This is a genomic window from Solimonas fluminis (assembly GCF_002930645.1).
In the GTDB taxonomy this organism is placed as follows: Bacteria; Pseudomonadota; Gammaproteobacteria; order Nevskiales; family Nevskiaceae; genus Solimonas_A; species Solimonas_A fluminis.
The window spans coordinates 30,429-54,086 of the sequence record NZ_PSNW01000006.1; the positions used below are offsets into that span (position 1 = coordinate 30,429).

The window sequence follows — 23,658 nt, forward strand, 5'->3', positions numbered from 1 at the left end:
GAGGCGAGTCTTCACACCATTGTTTTTTGCCCATGCCATCCTGCCCCCTCTGCCCGCCTGCGGGGAGAGGGTAGGGGTGAGGGGCTGCTTTCTCCGATTCGGGAACAAAAACTCAGGGCGACTGAAGCAAGAACACCTGCTGCGTCCGGTCCCGCTGCATCCGCTGCGCGTGGCGCGTGCTGGCGAACACGATGGCGCCGCCGTCGGTCGCCGGCCAGGTGTTCACGCCGCGCGAGTTGAGCAGCTTCGCGTCCTGCCAGGCCCCGGATACCCAGCGCGCCGTCATCACGCGCCAGCGCCAGTCGGCCGAGCGCGAGTCATACCAGACGGCGCGCAGGCTGCCGTCGGCCGCTGCGCCCAGTTCCGGGTACTGGCTCATCGCCGGGCCCGCGGCGATCGGGGCGGGCGCGCCGAAGGTCTTGAGATCCGCATCGGAGATCGCCGCCAGCACCTCGGTGTTGACGCCGGAGGAACGCAGTTCCTTGCTGTCCCAGGCCAGCACGAGGCGGCCTGCGCCATCGAAGGCCAGCGCGGGATGCCGGTCGGCACGGTCGTCGGCGCCGACGCTCAGCGCCGTGCCCCAGTCGCCGCCGGCGGGGCGGGTGGCTACCTGGATCTGCCAGTTGTCCGGGTCGGTGCCTTCGCCGCGGCCGGTCTCGCCGGTCCACAGCGGGTCCTCATCCGTGCGGTTGTCCTGCCAGCTCACCGCCATCAGGCCGTCGCCGCGCACGGCGACGCGCGGCCGCACCGAGGCCGGGTAGCGCGCCGAGCGGCTGTCCACCAGCAGCGCGGCGCGCACGGTCTTGCCCTCGCGCGTCAGGTTGCGCGGCTCGGCATCCACGCCGACCCATTGCGCCCAGATGTCGAAGGGCTGCTGCGCGCGGATTTCCTGCCAGGCCACCAGCGGGCGGCCCTGCGGGTCGAGCGCGAGGTCCGGCCGCTCGGCGCGGCCCTCGACGGCGCGCAGCGTCTGAGCGGCCTGCCAGGTGGTGCCGCCATCGCTGGAGTGGCGCAGGCGGATCGCCGGCCGCCGCGGTTGCTGGCCGGCGATTTCGTCCTGCCAGGCGACCCAGACGTCCTTGCCGCGGGCTGCCACGCGCGGGAAGCGCGCGCTGGCGGAGTCCGGGGCCAGGCTCACCGGCTCGCTCCAGCGGCTGCCGCTGCGGCGGCGGTAGACCACGCGCGTCGCGGCCGGCTCGTGCAATTCCGCCACCAGATGCGTCGCGCCCTCGCTGAGGGCCAGGTCCGGGAACCCGCCGAACTGTCCCGGCGCGCCCAGCGCCAGCAGGGCGCCGTCGTCGCCGCCGGCGTCGGCCGGCAGCGCAATCTCCGGCTGCGCCTCCACCGGTGCGGTGGAGACGAAGATCGGGGAGGTGGCGGCCCGCAGGGTGTCCGGGATTTCGGCCAGGAAGGGGAGCAGGCCCCCGGGCAGCAGTTCGGCCAGGTTGATGCCGGCCGGGATGCCGGCACCGCGCGCTTCCAGGCGGTACCAGGCCGGCTCCGCGCCCACCTCGATCTCCACCGTGTGCTGTTCGTCGAACAGGCCGGGGCGGAAGGTCTGCAGCGGTCCGGCGCTGCGGCCCGGCGAGCGGTACAGCAGCACCTGCGTGCCCAGGGCGTTGCGGATGCCGATGCGCAGCTTGCCCTTGCGTCCGGCGGGGGCGAAGACCTCGTCGCCGGCGATGGCCTCGAAGATGCCGTCGTCCTGCAGGTCCGCTTCCAGCGTCAGCTCCGGTGCCAGCGCCGACTCGGTGATGCGCGTGCGGCCGCCCCACAGCGCCTGCAGCAGCGCTCGCTCGCTGCGGTCGGCGGCAAACACGGAAGTGATCGGCTGGCCGGGGCCGGCCAGCAACCACAGCTCGCGGAAATGATTGTCGCTGCCGCCGTTGACGCCGAAGCGGAAGCCGGCGTTCCAGCGGTTCTCTCCGTAGTCGATCTCGGTGTCCGGGCTGCTGGCGCGGTTCCAGGCCTCGATCGAATCCACGCCCTGGGCGCTGGCGCGTGCATTGGGCTGGCCGTCGTCGAACACGCCGTCATCGGGGTGCGCGATCACCCAGACGGCACCCTGGCTATGGGCGTCCCAGATGCTCCACTGCAGCGGCACGAAGTCGGGCTGTCCCTCGGGCTGCGCGCCCTGCACGATGGTGTCGGTGGCGCCGTGCACGGTGGAGTGGGGGCTGCCGTTGGCTTCCTCGCCGGGGACCAGCAGCAGGTCGGCGGACTCCCAGCCGGGGTCGTAATGCTGGTCGTAGGTGCGGTGGTCGGTCAGCGGCAGGAATTCCAGGCCCATGCGCACGGCCTGGGCGATCTGGTCGGACACGGAAACGTTGCCGGGTCCCTTGTCGTCGCCGAGCTGGCGCAGCAGGCTGCCGTCGGAGGAATGGTCGTCGTGGACGTGCATGTCGCCGGCCAGCCAGAGGCCGGCCGGCGCGGCGGGCGGCTGTTCGGGCTCGGGTGGCTCGGACGGATGGGCGGCGCCCTGCGGGTCGCTGCGGCTGCAGCCGGCCAGGAGCAGGCCCAGGCCCAGGAACAGGCCGTATATGGTGCGCTTCATTGGTTTTCCCCCGGTCCGTACTCTTGAGGTTTAGCCCCGGTTCGGCGGGCAGCGGTCGGACTTCGCGGGAATTCTAGGTTGCATGGCCGGGGGCAGGCTGTAGGAGAATCGCAGGGTATCCGGCAGTTTCCGGGCCCTTGGCGGAGTCTAGAAGGGCTGGATGACAGCCAGAATGCAGCCTTGTGCCGCGCCAGCGACTACAATCCGCGGCTCACCAGAGAAATCGAACCCCATGCGCCTTTCCAAGTTCCCCCTGCACACGGCCAAGGAAACCCCGGCCGACGCCGAAGTCGTCTCGCACCAGCTGATGCTGCGCGCCGGCTACATCCGCAAGCTGGGCGCCGGTCTCTACAGCTGGCTGCCGCTGGGGCTGCGCACCCTGGGCAAGATCTCCCAGATCGTGCGCGAGGAAATGAACGCGGCGGGCGCGCTGGAACTGCTGATGCCGGCGGTGCAGCCGGCCGAGCTGTGGCAGGAATCGGGCCGCTGGGGCGTGATGGGCGACGAGATGCTGCGCTTCAAGGACCGTCACAAGAACGACTTCTGCTACGGCCCCACGCACGAGGAAGTCATCTGCCACCACGTCAAGCAGGACTTCCGCAGCTACAAGCAGCTGCCGGTCAACTTCTACCAGATCCAGACCAAGTTCCGCGACGAGCGCCGCCCGCGCTTCGGCGTGATGCGCGCCCGCGAGTTCCTGATGAAGGATGCCTACTCCTTCCACCTGGATACGGCGGACCTGGAGCGCGAGTACTACAACATGCGCGGCGCCTACACGCGCATCTTCACCCGCATCGGCGCCGACTTCCGCGTGGTCAAGGCCGACAGCGGCAACATCGGCGGCGCCATGTCCGAGGAGTTCCATATCCTGGCGGGGTCCGGCGAAGACCTGCTGGCCGTGGCCGAGGGCGGCACCTACGCCGCCAACGTCGAGGCGGCCGAGACCCGTCCCTCCGGCCAGCCGCGCGCCGCGGCCTCCGCCGCGCTGGAGAAGGTTTCCACGCCCGGCCAGAAGACCTGCGAGCAGGTGTCGAAATTCATGAACGTGCCGCTGACCGGCAAGGTCAAGCTGCTGGTGGTGAAGGCCGCCGGCGGCGGCCTGATCGGCATCGCGCTGCGCGGCGACCACGAGCTCAACGAGATCAAGGCCGCCAAGCACCCGAAGATCGCCAGCCCCTTCGAGATGGCCAAGCCGGAGGACGTGCAGAAGGCCTTCGGCTGCGAGGTCGGCTACCTGGGCCCCGTGGGCTGCCCGATCCCGGTGATCGCCGACCATGCGGCGGTGGAGTTCGCCGACTTCGTCTGCGGCGCCAACGACAACGACCATCACTACAAGGGCGCCAACTGGGGCCGCGACTGCGCCGAGCCCGAGACTGCCGACCTGCGCCAGGTCTGCGAGGGCGACCCGAGCCCGGACGGCAAGGGCGTCATCAAGTTCTACCGCGGCATCGAGGGCGGCCATATCTTCCAGCTGGGCCAGAAGTACACCAAGGCGATGAGCCTGTCGGTGCTCGACGCGCAGGGACAGGCGGTGACGCCGGAGATGGGCTGCTACGGCATCGGCGTGTCGCGCATGGCGGCCGCGGTGATCGAGCAGTCGCATGACGCCAACGGCATCATCTGGCCGGACGCCATCGCGCCGTTCCGCGTGCTGATCTGCCCGATCGGCATGGACAAGTCGGCGGCGGTGAAGGAGGCGGCGGAGTCGCTCTACGCGGCGCTGACGCAGGCCGGCATCGAGGCGGCGCTGGACGATCGCGGCCAGCGTCCGGGCGCCATGTTCGCCGACGCCGACCTGATCGGCATCCCGCACCGCGTGGTCATCGGCGACAAGGGCCTGGCGAACGCGCAGTTCGAGTACAAGCACCGCCGCGCCGCCAGTGCCGAGATGATTCCGGCCACCGCCGAGGCGGTGCTGGAGAAGCTGCGCTGAAATGCGGGCAGCGGGCGCTCCCCTTCGCAGGATCACCCGCGGCTGCCGTTTGCTCTACCATGTAGCCGTTCCGGGCTTCGCTACGCCGTCATGCTCAAGCGCTTCCTCATTGGCTTGCTGATGCTGGTCCTGCTGCTGCTGGCTGCCGCCTGGCTGCTGCTGGGCGGAAGCCTGGCGACGCTCGACGGCGAGGATGTGCTCCCCGGCCTGGTGGCCCCGGTGCATGTCGAGCACGACCTGATGGGCATTCCCACAGTGCAGGCTTCCAACCGCCTGGACCTCGCGCGTGCCACCGGCTACCTGCACGCGCAGTCGCGCTTCTTCCAGATGGACCTGACGCGCCGCGCCGCGGCCGGCGAACTCTCGGCCCTGGTCGGCCCTGCCGCGCTGCCGCGCGACCGCGCCGCCCGCATCCACCGCCTGCGCGCCGTGGCGCGGCAGGTGGCAAAGGACGCCAGCGATCCCGAGCGTGCGCTGCTGGCGGCCTACGCCGAGGGCGTCAATGCCGGCCTGTCGGCCCTGTCGGTCCGGCCTTTCGAATACCTGCTGCTGATGGAGCCGCCGCGGCCCTGGCTGCCCGAGGACAGCATCCTCTGCGTGCTGGCGATGTGGCTGATGCTGACCGACGAGGCGGCCGAGCGCGACGCCATGCTGCATGCCCTGCACCAGGCCCTGCCGCCGCCGCTCTATGCGTTCATCACCCAGTCCGGCACGGCCTGGGATGCGCCGCTGGAGGGCGCTGCGGCGGCGCCGGAATTGCCGATCCCGGGGCCGGAGATCTATGACCTGCGTGGGCTGAAGAAGACCCGGTTCCGCCGCGACGACTATCGCTGGTCGGCGGGGGAGGGCGAATCCGCCGTCGGCAGCAATGCCTGGGCGGTGGCCGGCGCCCATACCGCGGACGGCGGCGCGCTGGTGGCGGACGACATGCACCTGAACCTGCCGGTGCCCAACACCTGGTACCGCATGCGGCTGCAGCTGCAGGGCGACCGCGATCTCGACGTCACCGGCGTCAGCCTGCCGGGCGCGCCCTTCATCGTCGCCGGCAGCAACCGGCACATCGCCTGGGGGCTCACCAACAGCTACGGCGACTGGAGCGATCTGGTCCAGCTCCAGCCGGCTCCGCGGGACCGCAGCCGCTATCTCACCGCCGAAGGCTACAAGCCCTTCGAACTGGCGGCCGAGACCATCGTGGTGCGGGGCGATCACGATGTCACCTTCAACATCCGCAGCACGATCTGGGGGCCGGTGGTCGGCAAGGATGCGGCCGGGCGGGACCTGGCGGTGCGCTGGCTGGGCGCGCAGCCCGGCGCCACCAACCTGCGCATGGCCTGGCTGGAGCAGGCGCAGACGGTGGAAGAAGCCCTGGCAGTGGTCAATGGCGCCGGCATCCCGCCGCAGAACTTCGTGGTGGCCGACCGCGCTGGCGACATTGGCTGGACCATCGCCGGGCACCTGCCCCTGCGCAATCCGCTGCCGCCCGATGCACCGCCGGTGGGCGGCTACGAACAGGGCGGATGGAGCGGCTGGCTGACGGCTGCCGACTATCCGCGGCTGGTCAATCCGCCGTCGGGCCGCATCTGGACCGCCAACCAGCGGCTGGTGGACGGCGAGGCCCTGCAGCGCATCGGCGACGGCGGCTATGACCTCGGCGCCCGCGCGCTGCAGATCCGCGGCACGCTGCTGGCGCTGCCGGAGGCCACGCCCGGCGACATGCTGCAGATCCAGCTGGATGATCGCGCGCTGTTCCTGTCGCGCTGGCAGGCCCTGCTGCTGCGCAGCCTCGAGGGCCTGGAGCAGGCCGGGCAGGGTGACCCGGCTGCGCTGGCCGCGGTGCGCGACTGGGGCGGCCATGCCGCAACCGGATCGGTCGGCTACCGCATGGTGCGCCAGTTCCACGACACCGTCAGCCAGCGGGTCTTCGACGCTCTGACCGCGGCGGTGCGCAAGGCCGATCCTTCCTTCAAGCGCATCTACCTGCGGCAGTTCGAGCGGCCGCTGCTGCAGATCGTCGAGGGCGACGCCCCGCACCTGATCGACCCGCAGTACGCCAGCGCCGAGGCCTTCCTGCAGGCCGTGGCCGCCGAGGTCGTTGCCGACCGCAGCACCTGGGGCGAGCGCAACACCGCCAGCATCCGCCATCCGCTGTCGCAGGCCTTGCCCTGGCTGGCGCCGCTGCTGGACATGTCGCGCCGGCCGCTGCCGGGCGACATCGACCTGCCGCGCGTGCAGTCTCCGGCCTTCGGCGCCTCCGAGCGCTTCGCGGTCTCGCCGGGGCGCGAGGAGCAGGGCTACTTCCACATGCCCGGCGGGCAGTCGGGCCATCCGCTGTCGCCGTTCTACCGCGCCGGCCACGAAGCCTGGGAACGCGGCGACGCCATGCCCTTCCTGCCGGGCGGTCCGGTGCACAACCTCGTACTGAATCCCAAGTGAGCGAGCTGAGTCCCCCGTGAGCGAAATCCTGATCCTGTATTACTCGCGCCACGGCTCGGTGGCCAGGATGGCGCGCCAGATCGCCCGCGGCGTCGAGTCGGTGAGCGGTGCCACCGCGCGCCTGCGCACCGTGCCGCCGGTGTCCGCCGACTGCGAGAAGACCGGCCCCGACGTGCCCGACAGCGGCGCGCCGTATGCCGAGGCGCGCGACCTGAAGGAATGCTCCGGGCTGATCCTGGGCAGCCCGACGCGCTTCGGCAACATGGCGGCACCGATGAAGTACTTCCTCGACGGCACCTCCGGGCTGTGGCTGTCCGGCGCCCTGGCCGGAAAGCCGGCCGCGGTGTTCACCTCCACCGCCAGCCTCCACGGCGGACAGGAGACCACGCTGCTGACGATGGCGCTGCCGCTGCTGCACCACGGCATGCTGCTGGTCGGCCTGCCGTACACCGAGCCCGAGCTCAACACCACGCAGGCGGGCGGGACGCCCTACGGTGCCTCGCATCATGCCGGCACCGGCACGCAGCCGCGCGCGCTGACGCGCGAGGAAGAGGCGCTGTGCCAGGCCCTGGGCCGCCGCGTGGCCAGCATCGCCCTGAAACTGCAGTAGGAAAACCATGATCCGATCCGCCCGGCTGATCCTTGCGCTGTCGGCCACGCTCCTGCTCGGCGCCTGCCTGAGCAGCAAGGAATACTTTCCTCCCGCCGCCGTGCCGCTGGCACGGGTGGTCTTCCTGTCCCTGGATCGCGGCTCCTACGGCGTCGAATTCCTCGAGGACGAGAAGTGGAAGCTGATGAAGCGCCGCGCCAGCGAGCATCGGGCCGGAGCCGGCTCCTTCTTCAACGACATGAGCGAGGCCGACACCCACATCCTGGCGGGCCAGCCGGTGACGTTCCGCCTGCGCTACCAGGGCCCGGCGGTGGGTGAGCTGCCGGCACTGGCCTGCGATCCGCAGATCACGATCTGCGCGGTGGCGGGAGCGCACTACGAGCTGCAGCTCGAGACCGCCAGCGGTCGTTGCGAGGTGGTGCTCCGCAAGCAGTATTTCAGCGGCACGGGCTCCTTGCGCCGCGAGACCCTGGACCTGGCCGAAGTGGCGACCTGTCCGAAGCCGCAGGAGCAGGGGGCGCAGCAGTGAAGCCCAGCGTCCCGATGCACGCGCTGGCCGTCGCCTGCCACCTCGCGCTGACCGCCGGCCTGCTGCACTTCGGTGAAGGGCGGCTGTCCCTGCTGTTCGGCCTGCTGCTGTTCCTGCCGCTGCCGGGCCTGCTGCGCGGCCGCGAGCGCACCCATGCCTGGAACAGCATGATGATCTCGTTCTACTGCGCGGCGTTCGCATCCAACGCGTACTCGTCCGGCGCGGAGATGCGGACGCTGTGGTTCGTGCTGGCGACGCTGGCCGCGCTGGAGTTCACCGCCAACCTGCTGTTCGTGCGGCTTCGCGCACGCGAACGCCGGGTCGCCGCCGCGGCCTGAGGGCTCAGCCTTCGAGCACGGACTGCACGAACGGCAGCGTCAGCCGCCGCTTCGCCGCCAGCGCCGCGCGATCCAGCCGCTCCAGGGCTTCCAGCAGGCTCGGGATGTCGCGGGCGCGGTGGTTGATGATCCAGCGCCCCACGTCGTCCGGCAGGTCCAGGCCGCGCGCCCTGGCCCGTTCGCGCAGCAGTTCGCGGCGCTCCTCGTCGCTGAGGGGCTTCAGGCCGAAGCGGCTGCAGGCGCCCAGGCGCGTGCGCAGGTCGGGCAGGGCGAGGTCCAGGCGTTCGGGCGGCGCGTCGGCGGCGAAGGCGTAGCCGGCTCCGCGGGCGCGCAGCTGGTCGGCCAGGCGCAGCAGGGCGATGCACCACTCTCGCTGCGCCGCGACCTGCTCCAGGTCGTCGATGCAGACGGCGGGCGCGCCTTCCAGTCCTTCGAGCAGGGAAGGACCATGCGCCGACAGCTCCGCCAGCGGCAGGTAGGCGGCGCGGTGATGCCTGGCGGCCGCCTGCAGCAGGTGCGTGCGGCCGCTGCCGCGAGGGCCGTAGAGCAGCACGGGCACCGCCAGGGACTGCAGGGCCTGCACGGCATCGCCGTTGGGGCCGGGGTAATAGCTCTCGAAGCTGGCCGATTCGCGCAATTGCACGGCCAGCGGCAGTTGCGCGCCGATCATGGCAGCGGGCTGGTCGGCTCGTCGGAGGCCGGAGGCTGGGCCGGTGCGGCAGGCAAGGACTGCGGCGTGCCGGCGCGGTACAGCGGGCTCAGCAGCCATTGCCGCTTGGTGTGGCGCATCATCACCGCCAGCACCGCGGCCACCGGCAGGGCCAGCAGCACGCCGACGAAGCCGAACAGCTGGCCGCCCGCCATCACCGCGAAGATCACCGCCACCGGGTGCAGGCCGATGCGGTCGCCCACCAGCCAGGGCGTGAGCACATTGCCTTCCAGGAACTGGCCGATGCCGAACACCACCGCGATCCAGATCAGGGAGGTGGGGTCCTGCGTCTGCACCAGCATCGCGATCACGGCGATCAGCACGCCGACGATGCTGCCGAGATAGGGGATGAAGCTGATCAGGCCGACGATCAGGCCCACCACCAGCGCCAGGTCCAGCCCGGCCGCCCACAGCGCCACGGCGTAGTACAGGGCCAGGGCCGCCATGACCGAGAGCTGGCCGCGGATGAAGGCGCCCAGCACCCCGTCCGCCTCGCCGGCGAGTTCGCCGACCTTGGGCAGGTAGCGCGGCGGGATCACGCCGCGGATCCAGGCGATCAGGTCGTCCCAGTCGCGCAGCAGGTAGAAGCTGACCACCGGGATCAGCAGCAGGTTGGCGACCGTGATCAGCAGCAGCTTGCCGGACTGCGAGACGCGTTCCCAGGCCGCCTGCACGAAGCCGCCCGCTTCGGACCAGTGCTGGGTGACGATGGCCTTGAGACCCTCAGCATCCAGTTGCACGCCGGCCGGCAGCGCGACGCCCAGCCGCGGCAACGCCTGGGTTTGCAGCCAGACCAGCCAGTCCGGGATGTTGCGCAGCAGGGCCAGGAACTGGTGATAGACCATCGGCGCCAGCAGCAGCAGCGCCGCAAGGCCCGCCAGCGTCAGCGCCGTGAAGACCACGCAGACCGCGGCGGTGCGCGACAGGCGCAGGCGCTGCAGGCGGTCCACGATGGGATCGCCGACATACGCCAGGCCAGCGCCCACCACGAAGGGCATCAGGATCGGGCCGAGCATCACCGCCAGCAGCAGCAGGCCGGCGCCCACCAGCAGCCAGGGCCAGTGCTCACGCAGATGGAAGCGGACGTAGTCCTCGGCCGTGCCGGGTACGGGATCGGTGTTCATGGCGTCGCGGCCGGAGCCGTCGCGGCGGGGGCGAGGCTGTAGACGAAGGCGCCGCCGGCGTCGGCCTGGCGCTGCAGCAGGGGACTGCTGGCGCCGGTCAGCGTGGCCGCTCCGCCCTCGACGCGGGCGCGCAGCAGCAGGCGGCTGCCGTCGGCGCCCAGCACCGCGATGCCGCGCACGCCCGGCAGGCTGCGCAGCGCCACCAGCGCGCGGCTGTAGTCGCCGATGCCCTGCAGGCCATCGATGCTCAGGGGCAGGTCCTCGGTCACCGCCGGCACCTGGCCCCAGACCGGCAGGCCGGCGCTGGACAGGGCGGCATCCACCGCGCGGCGATCGAAGCCGGCCACCAGCATCAGCTGGCCGCTGGCGGGGTCGCGCTCGTAGCTGAACCGCTGCAACAGCCGCGGCGCCCTCGCCAGCGTGGGCTGCAGCCGGGGCTGGCTGGCCAGGGGCTGTCCTCCGGCACGCTCCAGCACCTGCGTCAGGGCCTCGCCCAGGGCGGCCGTGCGGGCGGCCTCCGACTGGTCCGCCACGGCCACGCGGCCGAGGTAGCCGTCGGCGGGCGCCTGGGCCAGGACCAGGGTCGGCAGCAGCATCAATACGAGCAGAAACAGGCGCATGGGTGGATCGCAGGGGGGCATGGAGGGAGCCGTAAAGGTAGAATAGCAGCCGTTCCCGCACTCTTCCGAGATTTCCAAGGCTTTATGGCTGCCAAGACCCCGCTGACCTACCGCGACGCCGGTGTGGACATCGACGCCGGCGACGCGCTGGTGGATGACATCAAGAAAATTGTCAAATCGACCCATCGCCCCGAAGTGCTGGGCGGCGTCGGCGGTTTCGGCGCCCTGGTGTCGATCCCCAAGAAGTACAAGAACCCGGTGCTGGTCAGCGGCACCGACGGCGTGGGCACCAAGCTCAAGCTCGGCATCGAGACCGGCCGCGTGCAGGGCCTGGGCCAGGACCTGGTCGGCATGTGCGTCAACGACGTGCTGGTCAACGGCGCCGAGCCGCTGTTCTTCCTCGACTACTACGCCACCGGCAAGCTCGACAACCGCGTCGCGGCGCAGGTCATCAAGGGCATCGCCCAGGGCTGCAAGCTGGCCGGCTGCGCCCTGGTGGGCGGCGAGACCGCCGAGATGCCGGGCCTCTATGCCGGCGGCGACTTCGACCTGGCCGGCTTCACCGTGGCCGTGGTCGAGAAGAAGAAGATCATCGACGGCAGCAAGATCAAGCCCGGCGACGTGCTGATCGGCCTGCCGTCCTCGGGTCCGCACTCCAACGGCTACTCGCTGGTGCGCAAGATCCTGGCGGTGAGCAAGGCCAAGCTGGACCAGCCGCTGGGCAAGGGCACGCTGGTCGACGCGCTGATGGCGCCCACCAGCATCTACGTCAAGCCGGTGCTCAAGCTGCTGGCGGCCGGCATCGACGTGCGCGGCATGGCGCACATCACCGGCGGCGGCATCGTCGGCAACCTGCCGCGCTGCTTCCCCAAGAAGACCGCCGCGGTGGTCGATACCCAGAGCTGGACGCGTCCGGAGGTCTTCGACTGGCTGCAGGCCCAGGGCAAGGTCGAGCAGGACGAGATGTGGCGCGTGTTCAACTGCGGCGTCGGCTTCGTGATGGTGGTGCCGCGCCTGCAGGCCGACAAGGCCCTGGCGCAGCTGCGCCGCGACCGGCTCAAGCCCTTCCTGATGGGCGAGATCGTCCGCGGCAACCAGGACGTGCGCTTCGCGTGAAACGCGTCGTCGTCCTGATCTCGGGCGGCGGGCGCAACCTGCAGGCATTGCTGGACGCCGGCGCCGACGGGCGCCTGGGCGCGCACATCGTCGCGGTCGTCAGCAACCGGGCCGATGCCTACGGACTGGAACGTGCACGCCGTGCCGGCGTGCCGGCCCAGGTGCTGCCGCACGCGGATTTCCCCAGCCGCGAGGCCTTCGACGCCGCCCTGGCGGAGCTCATCGAGGGCTACCGTCCCGACATCGTCGTGATGGCCGGGTTCATGCGCGTGGTGGGCGCCGCCTTCGTGCGGCGCTTCCTGGGCCGCATGATCAACATCCACCCCTCGCTGCTGCCGCGCCACCCGGGCCTGAAGACCCACCAGAAGGTGGTGGAGGCGGGCGACCGGGAGCACGGCGCCACGGTGCATTTCGTCACCGAGGAACTGGACGGCGGCCCGGCGATCATTCAGGGCCAATTCAGTGTGACGGCCCAAGATACGCCGGAGACCCTCGCCGAGCGTGTCATGCAGGATGTCGAGCTGAAGATCTATCCTCAGGCGGTGGCCTGGATGGCGCGCGGCCGCATCGGCCTGCGCGACGGCCGGGTCTGGTCCGACGGCAGGCCGCTGGCCGCGCCGCGGGGGCTCGACGATCTGGAGACGGAGTTCCGATGAACAAGCTTCTGGCAGGGCTGGTACTGCTGGCCGCTGCGCTGTCCGCGCAGGCGGCTCCCACGGTGTTCGCGCCGCGCTCGGACCAGTACGACGTGTCCTGGGGCTCCATCGGCCTGGGCGACGGGACGATCTCGCTGTCGCCGCTGCAGGGCAATTGCTACCGCTACGAGTCGGCCACCCATCCGATGGCGATCGTGCGCTGGACCTATGGCTCCCCGAAGGAAACCAGCGAGTTCTGCGTGGTGGACGGCCGCATCGTGCCCAAGCGCTTCGTCTACGCCAACGACAAGCGTGCCAAGGACGGCTTCACGCTGGATTTCGACTGGGCGGCGCACCAGGTCAAGACCATCAAGGGCGGCGAGGTCAGCCTGCGCGAGCTGCCCGACGGCACCTACGACCGCTTCCTCATCCAGCTGGCCGTGCGCCAGTGGGTGATCCAGAACGCCGGCAAGGACAGCGTGCCGCCGCTGGAGGTGAAGGTCGTGGATCACCGGCGCATCAAGGCCTACCGCTTCGTCATGGCCGGGCGGGAGAAGCTGCAGACGCCGGCCGGGACCTTCGACACCCTGCTGGTGGAGCGTGTCGACAAGCCCGGAGACTCCCTGCGCTTCTGGGTTTCCCCGGAACGCGGCTATATTCCGGTGAAGGTGCAGCAGATCGACGACGGCGAACTCAAGCTGCAGATGCTGCTCCGGAAATAAGGGGGCGACATGAAGAACGCACTGACCACCGCGCTGGTACTGGCTGTCCTGCTGGCGGGCTGCAGCAAGCCCGAGGAACCGGTGGCCGACCGCAAGCCGGAAGGCCGCGAGGAAACGCGCGGCATCCGCAACACCGAGGCGATCGGCTACTCCGGCGGCGCCATCGCCGACAAGGTGGATGGCGCGCTCGACGCCAGCGACGCGCGCAAGTCGCAGCTGGACGAGCAGATCAACGCCCAGTAGGCGCCGCCGCCAGCCGGCCTTCCTCGCGCAGCTTGTCGAGGTGTCCCTCGATGTTCATGCGCGCCAGCGGCCACAGTGACTGGTCGACGCCCTCGTAGACGATCGGCAGCATCTCGTCGACGCTGCGTCCCTGCTGGTGCAGGCCGAGGATCTGCAGTTCGCGGGCCTGGCGGTGCTTCAGCGTCTCCGACAGCCGGTAGACGGTGCCCAGCGACGTGCCGTGCGAGGGCACGATGACCTTCGGATCCAGCGCGATGATGCGCCGCAGGGACTCGAAGTAGCGGCCCATGTGTCCCTCCGGCTTGGCGATCACCACCGTGCCCAGGCCCTGGATCAGGTCGCCCACCAGGCACCAGGCGCGGCTGTCCGGCATCAGCGCCAGTTGCCCCTGGTCGTGTCCCGGCACCTCCAGCACCCGCACCGGCTGGCCCATCCAGCGGCACAGCACGTCGCCTTCGCGGTAGAGGTTGACGGTCGGCAGGCCCTCGAAGAAGCGTCCCTCGGTGCGGTCCCAGATGCGCCCCCGCGTGTCGTCCGACATGCCGATGGGGATCTGCAGGCGCCGCGCCATCACGTCGGCGCGCTCGCGGTGGTCGTGGTGGTGATGGGTCAGGAAGATCTCGTGCACGCCGTAGCGCTGCGCCATCGCCAGCAGCTTCTCCATCTCGGCGTCGTCGGCCGGGGACGGGTCCACCAGCACCCGGTGCGACTGCATGTCGCCCAGGATGAAGGCATTGGTGTGCTGCGCCGGAGGGATGGTGTGCGAGCGCACCCAGACATGCCGCAGGCCGCAGACCTGTTCGATCATCGGCAGTTCGTCGTCGCTGCGGAATTCGAAGTGCAGGCGCGCCACCTGCCGGGCCCCGATGTCGGCGGCCAGGGCCTTGAGGGTTTCCAGCGAGGGCGGGGCGATCAGCATCTCGCCGGCCTCGTAGCGCCGCACCAGTTCGGCCGGCGGCGCCCAGAAGGCTTCCGCCACCTCGTTGTGGTCGATGGTGAGTGCCGGACGTTCGCGCAGGTCCACACGGTAGAAATGCGTGTTGAAGCGCACCGGGAACACCGGCGGCGTCAGCGCCGTGCCCAGCAGGCTGGCGCCCGCGACCAGGCCGGCGTCGCAGGCCGCCGGCAGGTCCCAGCCCAGTTCCTCGGCCAGTTCGCGCGCCAGCGCCTCGGCCTGGCGCGGTTCGACGCCGGCCAGCGAGCGGCAGCCTGGCGCATTCTGGCCGTCGGTCTTGTCGATCTTGCCGCCGGGAAAGGCATTGAACCCCGGGAAGGCGGACAGCCAGGGCTGCCGCCGCATCAGCAGCACCTCGCCGTCATGGACCAGCACGGCGGTCACGGCATCGAGGATCCTCGACATCAGGGCTGTACCGCGTCGATGTGCTTGATCACCACGGTGTCGCCGCCGTAGCTGACCTGGACCACGTGCTTGCGGCCCTTCCAGGTTTCGGTGGAAACGGAAAGGCCGCCGAAGCCGCCCCCGGACACCTCGTCGGGCTGCCCGAGGATGGCGTGGACGTCCTCGCGCTTCATGCCGGCCTCGACGCGCTCGTAGTTTTCCGGGGTGACCCGGGAGCAGGCCGCCAGCACCAAGGTAGCCAGGGCCAGGGCGGCGAGGAAGCGGGGGGACATGGTTCTCTCCGGCAAAGGGTGTTGTCTGACGGGCAGATTACAACAGCGGGCCCGGGCGAGCAGAGCGTCACTTCACAGCGGCGCCAACGGGTGCATAATCGGCAAAAGCCCTGGGAGGGGAACATGTCGCAGCAGCTGGATTCCAAGCGTGTCCGCGATTACATGGCGCGCAACCTGGTGACCTTCACGCCGGACACCGAGGTGCTCAGCGCCATCCACCAGATCGTCAAGCACCGCATCTCCGGGGCGCCGGTGGTGGACCGCGACGGCAAGCTGGTGGGCATGCTGTCGGAGAAGGACTGCCTCAAGGTCGCCCTGGTGGCGGGCGCCGAGGGCGTCCCCGCCGGGCTGGTGGAGGACTTCATGTCGCGCAACGCCTCCACCGTGGATGTGGATGACGGCCTGCTCGACATCGCCAACCGCTTCATCGACGCGCCGTTCAAGCGCTTCCCGGTGCTGGAGAACGGCAAGCTGGTCGGGCAGATCTCCCGCTCCGACATCCTGCGCGCGATCGACGAGCTGTACTGAGTCCGCCGCAGCCCTCAGGCCGCGGTCGGTGCGTAGAGCTGGTGGCTGTGGTGGGTCTTGGGTTCCCACAGCTCGATGCCGCGCTGGACTTCCTCCGCCGCGATCACCTGTCCGGCGGGTCCCGTGGTGGTATCCACGAACGCCGCTTCCAGCACGCGCACCAGGCCGCGCACGTTGCCGTGCCAGCGGCAGTTGCGGATCAGTTCCCAGGCCGGGCCGCTCAGGCCCGTCGGCGCCTTCCAGCTGGTGCACTTGGAGCCCAGCTTGGCCAGCACGGTGCCCATGATCGCGATCATGTCCTCTTCGCGCGCGGACAGCTCCGGTACCTGGAGCACGGCGGCGCCCATGCGGGTGAACTCGTCCAGGTTCACGGCGTTCTGCAGGTAGGTCCAGCTGCGGTTGGTGGCGAACAGCACCGCGCAATCGATCTGGCGCTTGGCGGTGGCGCCGTAGGGCAGGTACTGCCCGTTGTCCAGCGCCTCCATCAGCACCTCCATCACCGGGCCGGAGATGTCGTGGCTCTCGTCGATGAAGGTGACGCCATCGCGGGCCTGGGTGAAGGCGCCGGTGCGCGCGGAGGCTCCGGGGAAGGCGCCGGCCACGTGGCCGCAGAGCAGCGACTTGATGGCGGCCTTGTCGCGGGTGTTCTCGGCCAGCAAGTTGACCGAGACGAAGTTGCCGAGGCCGCGTACCAGGTAGTAGTAGTAGGCCATCGAGGTCTTGCCGCTGCCCGGGCCGCCGAGCAGGCAGGCGCGGCTGACGCCGTTCTGGGCGAAGCCGCGGATGCGGTGCACCAGCTGGTGCGTCTCGGGGCTGATGACGAACAGGTTGCGCATCGGGCTGTTCTCCACCTCGGTGGAGGTCGGCGTGCGGATGACGTTGTCACCCTCGGTGTGCTGCAGGCGCTGGGGCAGGCGCCGCGCGACGTCCGCCACCGTCTCTTCCAGCATCAGGCGGATGCCGCCCAGGCGGTTCTGTACCGCGCGCCGCTCCAGCCACTGGCCCAGCGCCACCAGGCGGTCGCCGGTGATGGCGATCACCAGCGTCATGGCGCGGCCCGCGCTGCGCTGCGCCAGCACCAGGTCGGCCAGGGGGTCCAGGTCGGCCGGGTTGGGGAACAGGCTCAGCAGGAATTCGCTTTCCGGCGAGACGCCGGCCGCCGCCGAGGCCGGCTGGATCTCGCAGCGCCGTCCCTCCGGGACGCAGGCATGCAGGGCATCCAGCTGCTCCGCCTGGTGCAGCAGGTCCTGCGGGACGAACACGGTCAGGAAGGCCGGGGGAATGCGGTCCAGGGTGGGGATCGCAGCAGGCTTCTTCTTGATGTTGAACATGGAGCGCTCGCAGGGTGGGGGCGGTGGGGTATCACACTACCGCAAGGCTAGGCGGTCGGGGATGCCCCGGTCACCTGTCCGCCGACAAAACGGGATGGCGCGCGGATCAACGGTGCCCGGTCCGGCCCGGGTGGATGCCTTCGGCCGCGTTCCGGGCGATACTCCCGGCTTCTCCAACCCTGCGAATCCCATGAGCGCGCTCAAGGCAATCAGCGAATACGGCCAGTCGGTCTGGCTCGACTACATCCGCCGCGACCTGCTGGAGTCCGGCGGCCTGCGCAAGCTGATCGTCGAGGACGGCCTGCTCGGGCTGACCTCCAACCCGGCCATCTTCGAGAAGGCCATCGGCGGCAGCGCCGACTACGACCGGGCGCTGCAGGCCCTGGTGGCCGGCGGCCTGCGCGACCCGGCGGCCCTGTTCGAGCGCCTGGCGATCGAGGACATCCAGCAGGCGGCAGACATCTTCCGCCCGGTCTGGGAGGCCAGCGGCGGCGTGGACGGCTACGTCAGCCTGGAAGTGGCCCCGGGACTGGCTTACGACACGGCCGGAACCCTGGCCGACGCCCGCCGCCTCTGGGCCGCGGTCGGACGCCCCAACCTGATGATCAAGGTGCCGGGCACGGCCGAGGGCGCCGCGGCGATCCGCCAGCTGATCGCCGAGGGCCTCAACGTCAACGTCACCCTGCTGTTCTCCCGTCCGGCCTACCGGGCGGTGGCCGAGGCCTATCTCGCCGGGCTGGAGGCGCGCCGGGCGGCCGGCGGGCCCATCGAACGCATCGCCAGCGTCGCCAGCTTCTTCATCAGCCGCATCGACACGGCGATGGACGCCGAGATCGCCGCCCGCGGCGGCGAGGCGCTGGCGCTGACCGGCAAGGTCGCCATCGCCAACGCCAAGCTGGCCTACGAGGACTACCGGGCGCTGAGCGCTAGCCCGCGCTGGCAGGCCCTGGCGGCGCAGGGCGCGCGTCCGCAACGCCTGCTCTGGGCCAGCACCGGCACCAAGAACCCTGCCTACCGCGACGTGCTCTATGTCGAGGAGCTGATCGGCCCGGACACGGTGGACACCATCCCGCCCGCCACCATGGATGCCTTCCGCGACCATGGCCGGCCGCGCCGCAGCCTCGACGAGGGCACGGCCGAGGCTGCCGCGGTGATCGCCGCGGTGGCGCGCCTGGATCTGCCGCTGGATGCGATCACCACGCGGCTGGTGGCCGAGGGCGTCAAGCTGTTCGTGGATGCGCACGACCAGTTGCTGGCGGCGGTGGCGCGCAAGCGCGACGCGCTGGCGCCGCAGGCACAGCCGGCCTGAGCCGGACCGGCGGCGGATTCATGGTGGATTCAGCGCCATGCAGGCAGGATAACCGTCCGTTTCCGTCTCGCAAGGATTGCATCATGCTGGCCAGAAACCTGCTGCTGGCTGCCGCCGTCGCCCTGTCCGGGGCGGCCGCCGCCAGCGTCCAGGCCGAAATCCCGGTCTCCGACGCCGACGCCGACCAATACCTGAGCGACGCCGCCGTCACCGCCGACGTCAAGCGTGCCCTGATCGAGCAGAAGAACCTCGATGCCCTGGAGATCAAGGTCAGTACCCGCAAGGGCGTGGTGCAGCTCTCGGGGTTTGCAGGCACTTCGGCGCAGATCAGCCAGGCCATCGACGTGGCGCGCAAGGTTCGCGGCGTGCGCGAGGTCAAGAACGAATTGCGCCTGAAGATCGAGAAGCCCTAGAAAGGTGCTGGCGGCGCTGGCGCCGCCGCCTTAACCTCAAGGTCCCGCCCAGGAGACCACAGCGCCGTGGCCGAACTCCCCGAGCAGCAGATTCCCGACCAGCCTCCGGAGCGCCGTTTCGAGCGCTTCTTCCAGTACGTCTTCATGCTGGCCCTGGTCGCCGGCTGCCTGACCATCCTGCTGCCGTTCTTCACCGCGATCCTGTTCTCGATGGTGATCGCGATCTCCACCTGGCCGTACTACCGCTGGCTCAAGGGCAAGCTGCGCGGCGCCGTGCCGGCAGCCCTGGTCGGCTGCCTGGCCGTGACGCTGCTGATCATCGGTCCGGCCGTTCTGCTGTCGCTGTCGGGGGTCCAGGGCGTGGCCTGGCTGTCCGACGCCGCGCGCGGCTGGTTCGCCAACGGTCCGCCGCCGCCGCCGGAATGGCTGCTGCGCATCCCCTGGTTCGGCGACGACCTGCAGGCGACCTGGCGCCGCCTGGCCAGCAACACCGGCGAGCTGCAGCAACTCCTGGCGCGCTACTTCGAGCCGCTGCGGCATTTCGCGGTGAGCGCCGGCAAGGTCTTCGGGGCGGGGCTGCTGCAGATCGGCTTCGCCATCTTCCTGCTGTTCTTCATGTACCGCGATGGCGAGCGCCTGGGCGGCTGGCTCCAGACCGCCGCGCAGCGCATCGCCGGCCCGCCGGCGATGGAGCTGGTGGAGACCGGCCAGAACACCATCGTCGGCGTCATGATCGGCGTGCTCGGCACGGCACTGGCGCAGGCCATGGTGGCGGCGCTGGGCTTCCTCGTCGCCGGCGTGCCGGGAGCGATCCTGCTGGCCACGCTGACCTTCGTGCTGTCGATGGTGCCGGTGGGTCCGCCGCTGGTCTGGGGCGGCGCGGCGATCTGGCTGTTCAACCAGGGGCAGCCGGGCTGGGCGGTGTTCATGGTGGTCTACGGCCTATTCGCGATCAGCGCCGTGGACAACGTCATCAAGCCCTACCTGATCTCGCGTTCCAGCCACCTGCCGTTCGCCCTGACGCTGATGGGCGTGATCGGCGGCGTGCTGAGCTTCGGCTTCATGGGCGTCTTCATCGGCCCGACGCTGCTGGCGCTGGCGATCAGCATCGGCGGGCGTTGGCTGGCCCCGCCGCCTGCCGCCGTGCCGGCATCGCCGCAGGGCGCGGAGGGAGCGGGCACGGCCGTGCAGGGGTAAGATGCGCGCCGCATGAACGCCGTACTTCCCAGTTTCTACGAGCAGCTCGGCGGCGAGGCCGTGATCCGCCGCCTGGTGGACCGCTTCTACGACCACATGGACAGCGATCCGGCCTACGCCGGCATCCGCGCCCTGCACCCCCCGCAGCTCACGGGCTCGCGGGACAAGACCTTCTGGTTCCTCTGCGGCTGGAGCGGCGGTCCCAACTACTACATCGAGCGCTTCGGGCATCCGCGCCTGCGGGCGCGGCACCTGCCGTTTCCCATCGGCGTGTCCGAGCGCGACCAGTGGCTGAGCTGCATGGCGAGGGCGCTGGTCGACAGCGGGATTCCCGAGCCGCTGCAGCGCCAGCTGCTCGGCAGCCTGTCCGGCACGGCGGACTGGATGCGGAACCGGGAAGGCTAGGGCCTGCACCGCGGCTGCACACGGTTCCGCAGCTTTTGCACGAATGCTGCGCAGCGGCTGCGGGATCGCGGCCTAGGCTGGGAGGCTCCCCTACCCAGGAGCTTTCCATGGATAACGAAGTCCCTTCGCCGCCGGCGCCACCGGCACGCCCCTCCCTGGTCGCCGGACTGTTCCGGAGTCCCGGCGGCCGCCTCGCCCTGATCGGGCTGCTGCTGTTCCTGCTGATGATCCCGGTGCAGATGATCCGCGACGTGGTGCAGGAGCGGGCGGCGCGGCGCGACGAGGCGGCCGCGGGCATCGTCGCCTCCTGGGGCGGTGCCCAGCGGCTGCTGGGACCGGTGCTGCGCGTACCCTTCAAGTGGCGCGAGCCGGGCACCGATGCCAAGGGCCGGCCGGTCGTGAACTTCCACGAGGACGCGGCCTACCTGCTGCCGCGCGACCTGAAGATCGAGGCCGAGCTCGGCACCCAGTTGCTGCGCCGCGGCATGTTCGAGGTGCCGGTCTACCAGGCCGGCCTCGTGCTGCGCGGGCACTTCGTCGAGCCGGACCTGTCGCGCTGGAACGTCCAGCCGCAGGACATCGATTGGCGCGCAGCCGAGCTGATCGTCAGCCTGAGCGAACCGCGCGCACTGCAGGCCGATGCCGCGCTGGAGTGGAACGGCAAGGTCCTGCGCTTCCGCCCGTCCACCGGCAGCGGCCGCATCGGCAAGCTTCCCGGCATCCATGCCTCGCTGGGCGAGGCCGCTCCCGGCCTGTTCGCCAAGGGTGAGGCCGCCTTCACGATCGCCCTCAAGGCCCGCGGCGCACAGCAGCTGTTCTTTGCGCCCACGGCGGAGGAGACCACGGTGAACCTGCGCTCCGACTGGCCCCATCCCAGCTTCCAGGGGGATTGGCTGCCGTCGAGCCGGCAGGTCGGCGGCTCGGGTTCCAGCGCGGACTGGTCGGTTTCCTGGCTCGGCCGCGACTATCCGCAGCTCTGGCGCGGGACGGACGCCGTGGATGACGCGCGGTTGCAGGCGGGCTTCGGCGTGGGCCTGGAGGTGCCGGTGGATCCCTACATGCTGGCCGAGCGCATCAGCAAGTATGCGCTGCTGACCCTGGTCTGCAGCTTCGCGGTGATCTGGCTGACCGAGCTACTGTCGGGCCGCCGCGTGCATGCGATCCAGTACGGTTTCGTCGGCGCCGGCCTCTGCCTGTTCGGCCTGCTGCAGCTGTCGGTCGCCGAGCATTTCGGCTTCAGCTTCGCCTATGTGGTCGCGGCGCTGGCGGTGACGCTGATGGTGACCCTGTACAGCCGCAGCCTGCTGGGGGGCTGGCGGGCACTGGCGGTGGGTGCCGTGCTGGCGGGGCTCTACGGGTACCTGTACATGATCCTGCGGGCCGAGGACTACGCCCTGCTGGGCGGGGCGGTGGCGCTGTTCCTGGGGCTGGCGCTGGCCATGTATCTCACCCGCCGGTTCGACTGGTTCGGCGGCGGCAGGGAGGGGTTGGGCTGAGCCCAAAAAAATGGGCCGCCCGGAGGCGGCCTTGGGGAGTTCGCGGGCCTGGGGTTCCGCGGACTCCCTCGCTGCGCCCCCACGCCTGCGTCAGGATTCCGCTGGTCACCGCCAGGCTGCGCCGTCGTTCAAAAAACGCTGCGAGTCGCCGGGGCTAGAGGACCCCGGTCGAGTCAGACTAGCGGGTCGCTTCGCCCACCGCGCCCCCCATACAGGTGGTGCCGGCGGGTCTCAGGCGCGCCGCGCCTGCCAGCTGGCGATGCGGCCCAGGGTGGCGATGGCCTGCTCGATCTCGGCGGACCAGGGCAGGGCGCAGTTGATGCGCAGGTAGTTCTGGTAGCTGCCGTTGGCGGAGAAGATCACGCCGGGATTGACCGAGATGCGCTCGCGCGCGGCGCGCTGGAACAGCTCCAGGCCGTCCACGTTGCGAGGCAACTCGATCCACAGCACGAAACCGCCCTGCGGCCGCGACACCGCGGTCTGCGGCGGGAAGTGCCGCAGCACCGCTTCCGAGAACCGCGCCACCGAGCGCGCCAGCGTGGCGCGCAGCGTGCGCAGGTGGCGGTCGTAGGCACTGGATTCCAGGAATGCCCCCGCGATCATCTGCGACAGCGAATTGGTGGCGGTGGACAGGGTGAACTTGTGCCGGATGAGCTCGCGGCGCCAGCGGTGGCTGGCGACCCAGCCCACGCGCAGGCCCGGCGACAGCGTCTTGGACAGCGAGGAGCAGTGCAGCACCATGTCGGCCTCGTCGTAGGCCTTCAGCGGCGTGGCGCGGCCGCAGGCGTAGCCCAGCTCGCCGTAGATGTCGTCCTCGATCAGCGGCACGCCGTGGCCGTTGAGGGTCTGCACGATGTCGCGCTTGGCCTCCTCGGGCAGCAGCGAGCCGGTGGGGTTGTTGAAGTTCTGCACGAACAGCGCCGCCGCCACGCGGTGGCGGCGGATCGCGCGGCGCAGGTCGTCCGGGTCGATGCCGTGCTGGGGGTGATTGGGCAATTCCACCACGCGCAGGCGCATCTCCTCGGCCACCTGCAGCAGGCCCGAGTAGGTGGGCGATTCCATCAGGATGGTGTCGCCGGCACAGCACAGCAGCCGCAGGCAGAGATTGATCGCCTCCAGGCTGCCGGTGGTGATGACGATGTCGTCCGGCGAGACCTCGCAGCGATGCCCTGCCAGCCGCCGCGCGATCTGCTGGCGCAGGCCGGCATGGCCGGGCGGCATCAGGTAGCCCGCGGCGGTGTCGGGATCCTCGCGCAGCAGGCGGCGCGTCAGGTGATGCAACTGCGCCACCGGCAGCAGTTCCGGAGCCGGGGAGGCATGCGCCAGCGGCACCAGGCCCGGGCGGCTGACGGTCTCCAGCACGCTGGAAATCACGTCGGCCGAGATCAGGCTGGCAGGTCCGGGCGGGATCTCCAGGGTCTGCGGCAGGGCCTGGGCCCTGGCCGGCTCCAGCCGTACGAAGTAGCCCGAGCGCGGCCGCGACTCGATCGCGCCCAGGGCTTCCAGGTGCTCGTAGGCTTTCAGCGCCGTGGTGATGCTGTAGCCGGTCTTGCGGCTGAGTTCGCGTACCGAGGGAACGCGGTCACCCGGCCGCAGGGCGCCGACGTCGATCTGCGCCAGCAGGCGGCGCGCCACGGTTTCGTAGAGCGGATCGCCTCCATGGGCTTCCGCGGACGGGGCTGTAGGGGTGTCGCTGTCGAGGCTGGCCATGTGTGCCCCCGAAAACCGCCCAGGAAACGGTCGGCCGGACCATTCTCTGCCCCGCCTGTGCTCCTGGCAAT

Annotated in this window: 22 protein-coding genes and 1 pseudogene; 15 read left to right on the top strand and 8 right to left on the bottom strand. The window is 70.4% G+C overall.

From position 1 onward, the window contains the following. Positions 1-112: 112 nt before the first annotated feature. Entirely contained in the window at positions 113-2,554 is a 2,442-nt protein-coding gene (locus C3942_RS11835; RefSeq protein ID WP_104230554.1) for a CehA/McbA family metallohydrolase, read from the bottom strand. 232 nt (positions 2,555-2,786) lie between these two features. On the opposite strand from C3942_RS11835, the gene C3942_RS11840 reads away from it, so the two are divergent. From C3942_RS11840 to C3942_RS11860, 5 genes are all read left to right on the top strand, one after another. Continuing rightward, positions 2,787-4,487: a proline--tRNA ligase gene (locus C3942_RS11840; RefSeq protein WP_104230555.1), complete on the top strand. Its 1,701-nt coding sequence runs from the start codon at positions 2,787-2,789 to the stop codon at positions 4,485-4,487. 90 nt (positions 4,488-4,577) lie between these two features. Continuing rightward, a complete protein-coding gene (locus C3942_RS11845) occupies positions 4,578-6,920 on the top strand; it encodes a penicillin acylase family protein (RefSeq protein WP_104230556.1) in 2,343 nt (780 codons plus the stop codon). A gap of 16 nt (positions 6,921-6,936) precedes the next feature. Then, on the top strand, positions 6,937-7,530 hold the full coding sequence (gene wrbA, locus C3942_RS11850; protein ID WP_104230557.1) for an NAD(P)H:quinone oxidoreductase: 594 nt from the start codon (positions 6,937-6,939) through the stop codon (positions 7,528-7,530). 7 nt (positions 7,531-7,537) lie between these two features. Continuing rightward, positions 7,538-8,059, top strand: coding sequence for a hypothetical protein (locus C3942_RS11855; RefSeq protein ID WP_104230558.1), 522 nt, complete (start codon positions 7,538-7,540; stop codon positions 8,057-8,059). Next, positions 8,056-8,397 (top strand): DUF2069 domain-containing protein, encoded by a 342-nt coding sequence (locus tag C3942_RS11860; RefSeq protein WP_133164292.1) that lies wholly within the window; start codon positions 8,056-8,058, stop codon positions 8,395-8,397. The genes C3942_RS11855 and C3942_RS11860 overlap by 4 nt, the downstream gene beginning before the upstream one ends. Positions 8,398-8,401: 4 nt before the next feature. On the opposite strand, the gene hda is transcribed toward C3942_RS11860, so the two are convergent. The 3 genes from hda to C3942_RS11875 are packed head-to-tail and all read right to left on the bottom strand — an operon-like array spanning position 8,402 to position 10,850. Further along, the gene (gene hda, locus C3942_RS11865) at positions 8,402-9,067 is read right to left on the bottom strand and encodes a DnaA regulatory inactivator Hda (protein ID WP_165797426.1); all 666 of its coding nucleotides are present in this window, start codon (positions 9,065-9,067) and stop codon (positions 8,402-8,404) included. Beyond that, positions 9,064-10,230, bottom strand: coding sequence for an AI-2E family transporter (locus C3942_RS11870; RefSeq protein WP_104230561.1), 1,167 nt, complete (start codon positions 10,228-10,230; stop codon positions 9,064-9,066). The genes hda and C3942_RS11870 overlap by 4 nt, the downstream gene beginning before the upstream one ends. Continuing rightward, positions 10,227-10,850: a DUF8605 domain-containing protein gene (locus tag C3942_RS11875; RefSeq protein ID WP_165797427.1), complete on the bottom strand. Its 624-nt coding sequence runs from the start codon at positions 10,848-10,850 to the stop codon at positions 10,227-10,229. Before C3942_RS11875 ends, C3942_RS11870 begins: the two co-directional genes overlap by 4 nt. Before the next feature lie 84 nt (positions 10,851-10,934). On the opposite strand from C3942_RS11875, the gene purM reads away from it, so the two are divergent. From purM to C3942_RS11895, 4 genes are read left to right on the top strand one after another with little or no spacing between them, the layout of a single operon-like run. Next, positions 10,935-11,966, top strand: coding sequence for a phosphoribosylformylglycinamidine cyclo-ligase (gene purM, locus C3942_RS11880; RefSeq protein WP_104230562.1), 1,032 nt, complete (start codon positions 10,935-10,937; stop codon positions 11,964-11,966). Next, positions 11,963-12,622, top strand: coding sequence for a phosphoribosylglycinamide formyltransferase (gene purN / locus C3942_RS11885; protein WP_104230563.1), 660 nt, complete (start codon positions 11,963-11,965; stop codon positions 12,620-12,622). The genes purM and purN overlap by 4 nt, the downstream gene beginning before the upstream one ends. Next, on the top strand, positions 12,619-13,323 hold the full coding sequence (locus tag C3942_RS11890; protein WP_104230564.1) for a DUF3108 domain-containing protein: 705 nt from the start codon (positions 12,619-12,621) through the stop codon (positions 13,321-13,323). The genes purN and C3942_RS11890 overlap by 4 nt, the downstream gene beginning before the upstream one ends. 9 nt (positions 13,324-13,332) lie before the next feature. Then, positions 13,333-13,566, top strand: coding sequence for a hypothetical protein (locus C3942_RS11895; protein WP_104230565.1), 234 nt, complete (start codon positions 13,333-13,335; stop codon positions 13,564-13,566). Here the strand turns inward: C3942_RS11895 and C3942_RS11900 are convergent. Continuing rightward, positions 13,553-14,926, bottom strand: coding sequence for an MBL fold metallo-hydrolase (locus C3942_RS11900; protein ID WP_104230566.1), 1,374 nt, complete (start codon positions 14,924-14,926; stop codon positions 13,553-13,555). The two genes, C3942_RS11895 and C3942_RS11900, sit on opposite strands and share 14 nt — an antisense overlap. Then, positions 14,926-15,198, bottom strand: coding sequence for a hypothetical protein (locus tag C3942_RS11905; protein WP_104230567.1), 273 nt, complete (start codon positions 15,196-15,198; stop codon positions 14,926-14,928). The genes C3942_RS11900 and C3942_RS11905 overlap by 1 nt, the downstream gene beginning before the upstream one ends. A gap of 123 nt (positions 15,199-15,321) precedes the next feature. Between C3942_RS11905 and C3942_RS11910 the strand changes: the two genes are divergently transcribed. Further along, positions 15,322-15,726, top strand: a complete 405-nt coding sequence (locus C3942_RS11910; protein WP_104230568.1) for a CBS domain-containing protein — start codon at positions 15,322-15,324, stop codon at positions 15,724-15,726. Between the two features lie 14 nt (positions 15,727-15,740). Here C3942_RS11910 and C3942_RS11915 read toward each other — a convergent pair whose 3' ends face one another. Beyond that, entirely contained in the window at positions 15,741-17,057 is a 1,317-nt protein-coding gene (locus tag C3942_RS11915; protein ID WP_104230569.1) for a sigma 54-interacting transcriptional regulator, read from the bottom strand. A gap of 190 nt (positions 17,058-17,247) precedes the next feature. Between C3942_RS11915 and tal the strand changes: the two are divergent. The 5 genes and pseudogenes from tal to creD form a co-directional block, all read left to right on the top strand. After that, positions 17,248-18,333: pseudogene (gene tal / locus C3942_RS11920) on the top strand (transaldolase); the annotation flags it as partial. Between the two features lie 116 nt (positions 18,334-18,449). Continuing rightward, positions 18,450-18,779, top strand: a complete 330-nt coding sequence (locus C3942_RS11925) for a BON domain-containing protein (protein WP_104230570.1) — start codon at positions 18,450-18,452, stop codon at positions 18,777-18,779. A 66-nt stretch (positions 18,780-18,845) separates the two neighbouring features. After that, entirely contained in the window at positions 18,846-19,976 is a 1,131-nt protein-coding gene (locus tag C3942_RS11930; RefSeq protein WP_104230571.1) for an AI-2E family transporter, read from the top strand. A gap of 12 nt (positions 19,977-19,988) precedes the next feature. Then, positions 19,989-20,381, top strand: a complete 393-nt coding sequence (locus tag C3942_RS11935) for a group II truncated hemoglobin (RefSeq protein WP_104230572.1) — start codon at positions 19,989-19,991, stop codon at positions 20,379-20,381. Between the two features lie 107 nt (positions 20,382-20,488). Further along, on the top strand, positions 20,489-21,877 hold the full coding sequence (gene creD, locus C3942_RS11940) for a cell envelope integrity protein CreD (protein ID WP_104230573.1): 1,389 nt from the start codon (positions 20,489-20,491) through the stop codon (positions 21,875-21,877). A 231-nt stretch (positions 21,878-22,108) separates the two neighbouring features. On the opposite strand, the gene C3942_RS11945 is transcribed toward creD, so the two are convergent. Beyond that, entirely contained in the window at positions 22,109-23,587 is a 1,479-nt protein-coding gene (locus tag C3942_RS11945; protein ID WP_104230574.1) for an aminotransferase-like domain-containing protein, read from the bottom strand. Between the last annotated feature and the right edge of the window lie 71 nt (positions 23,588-23,658).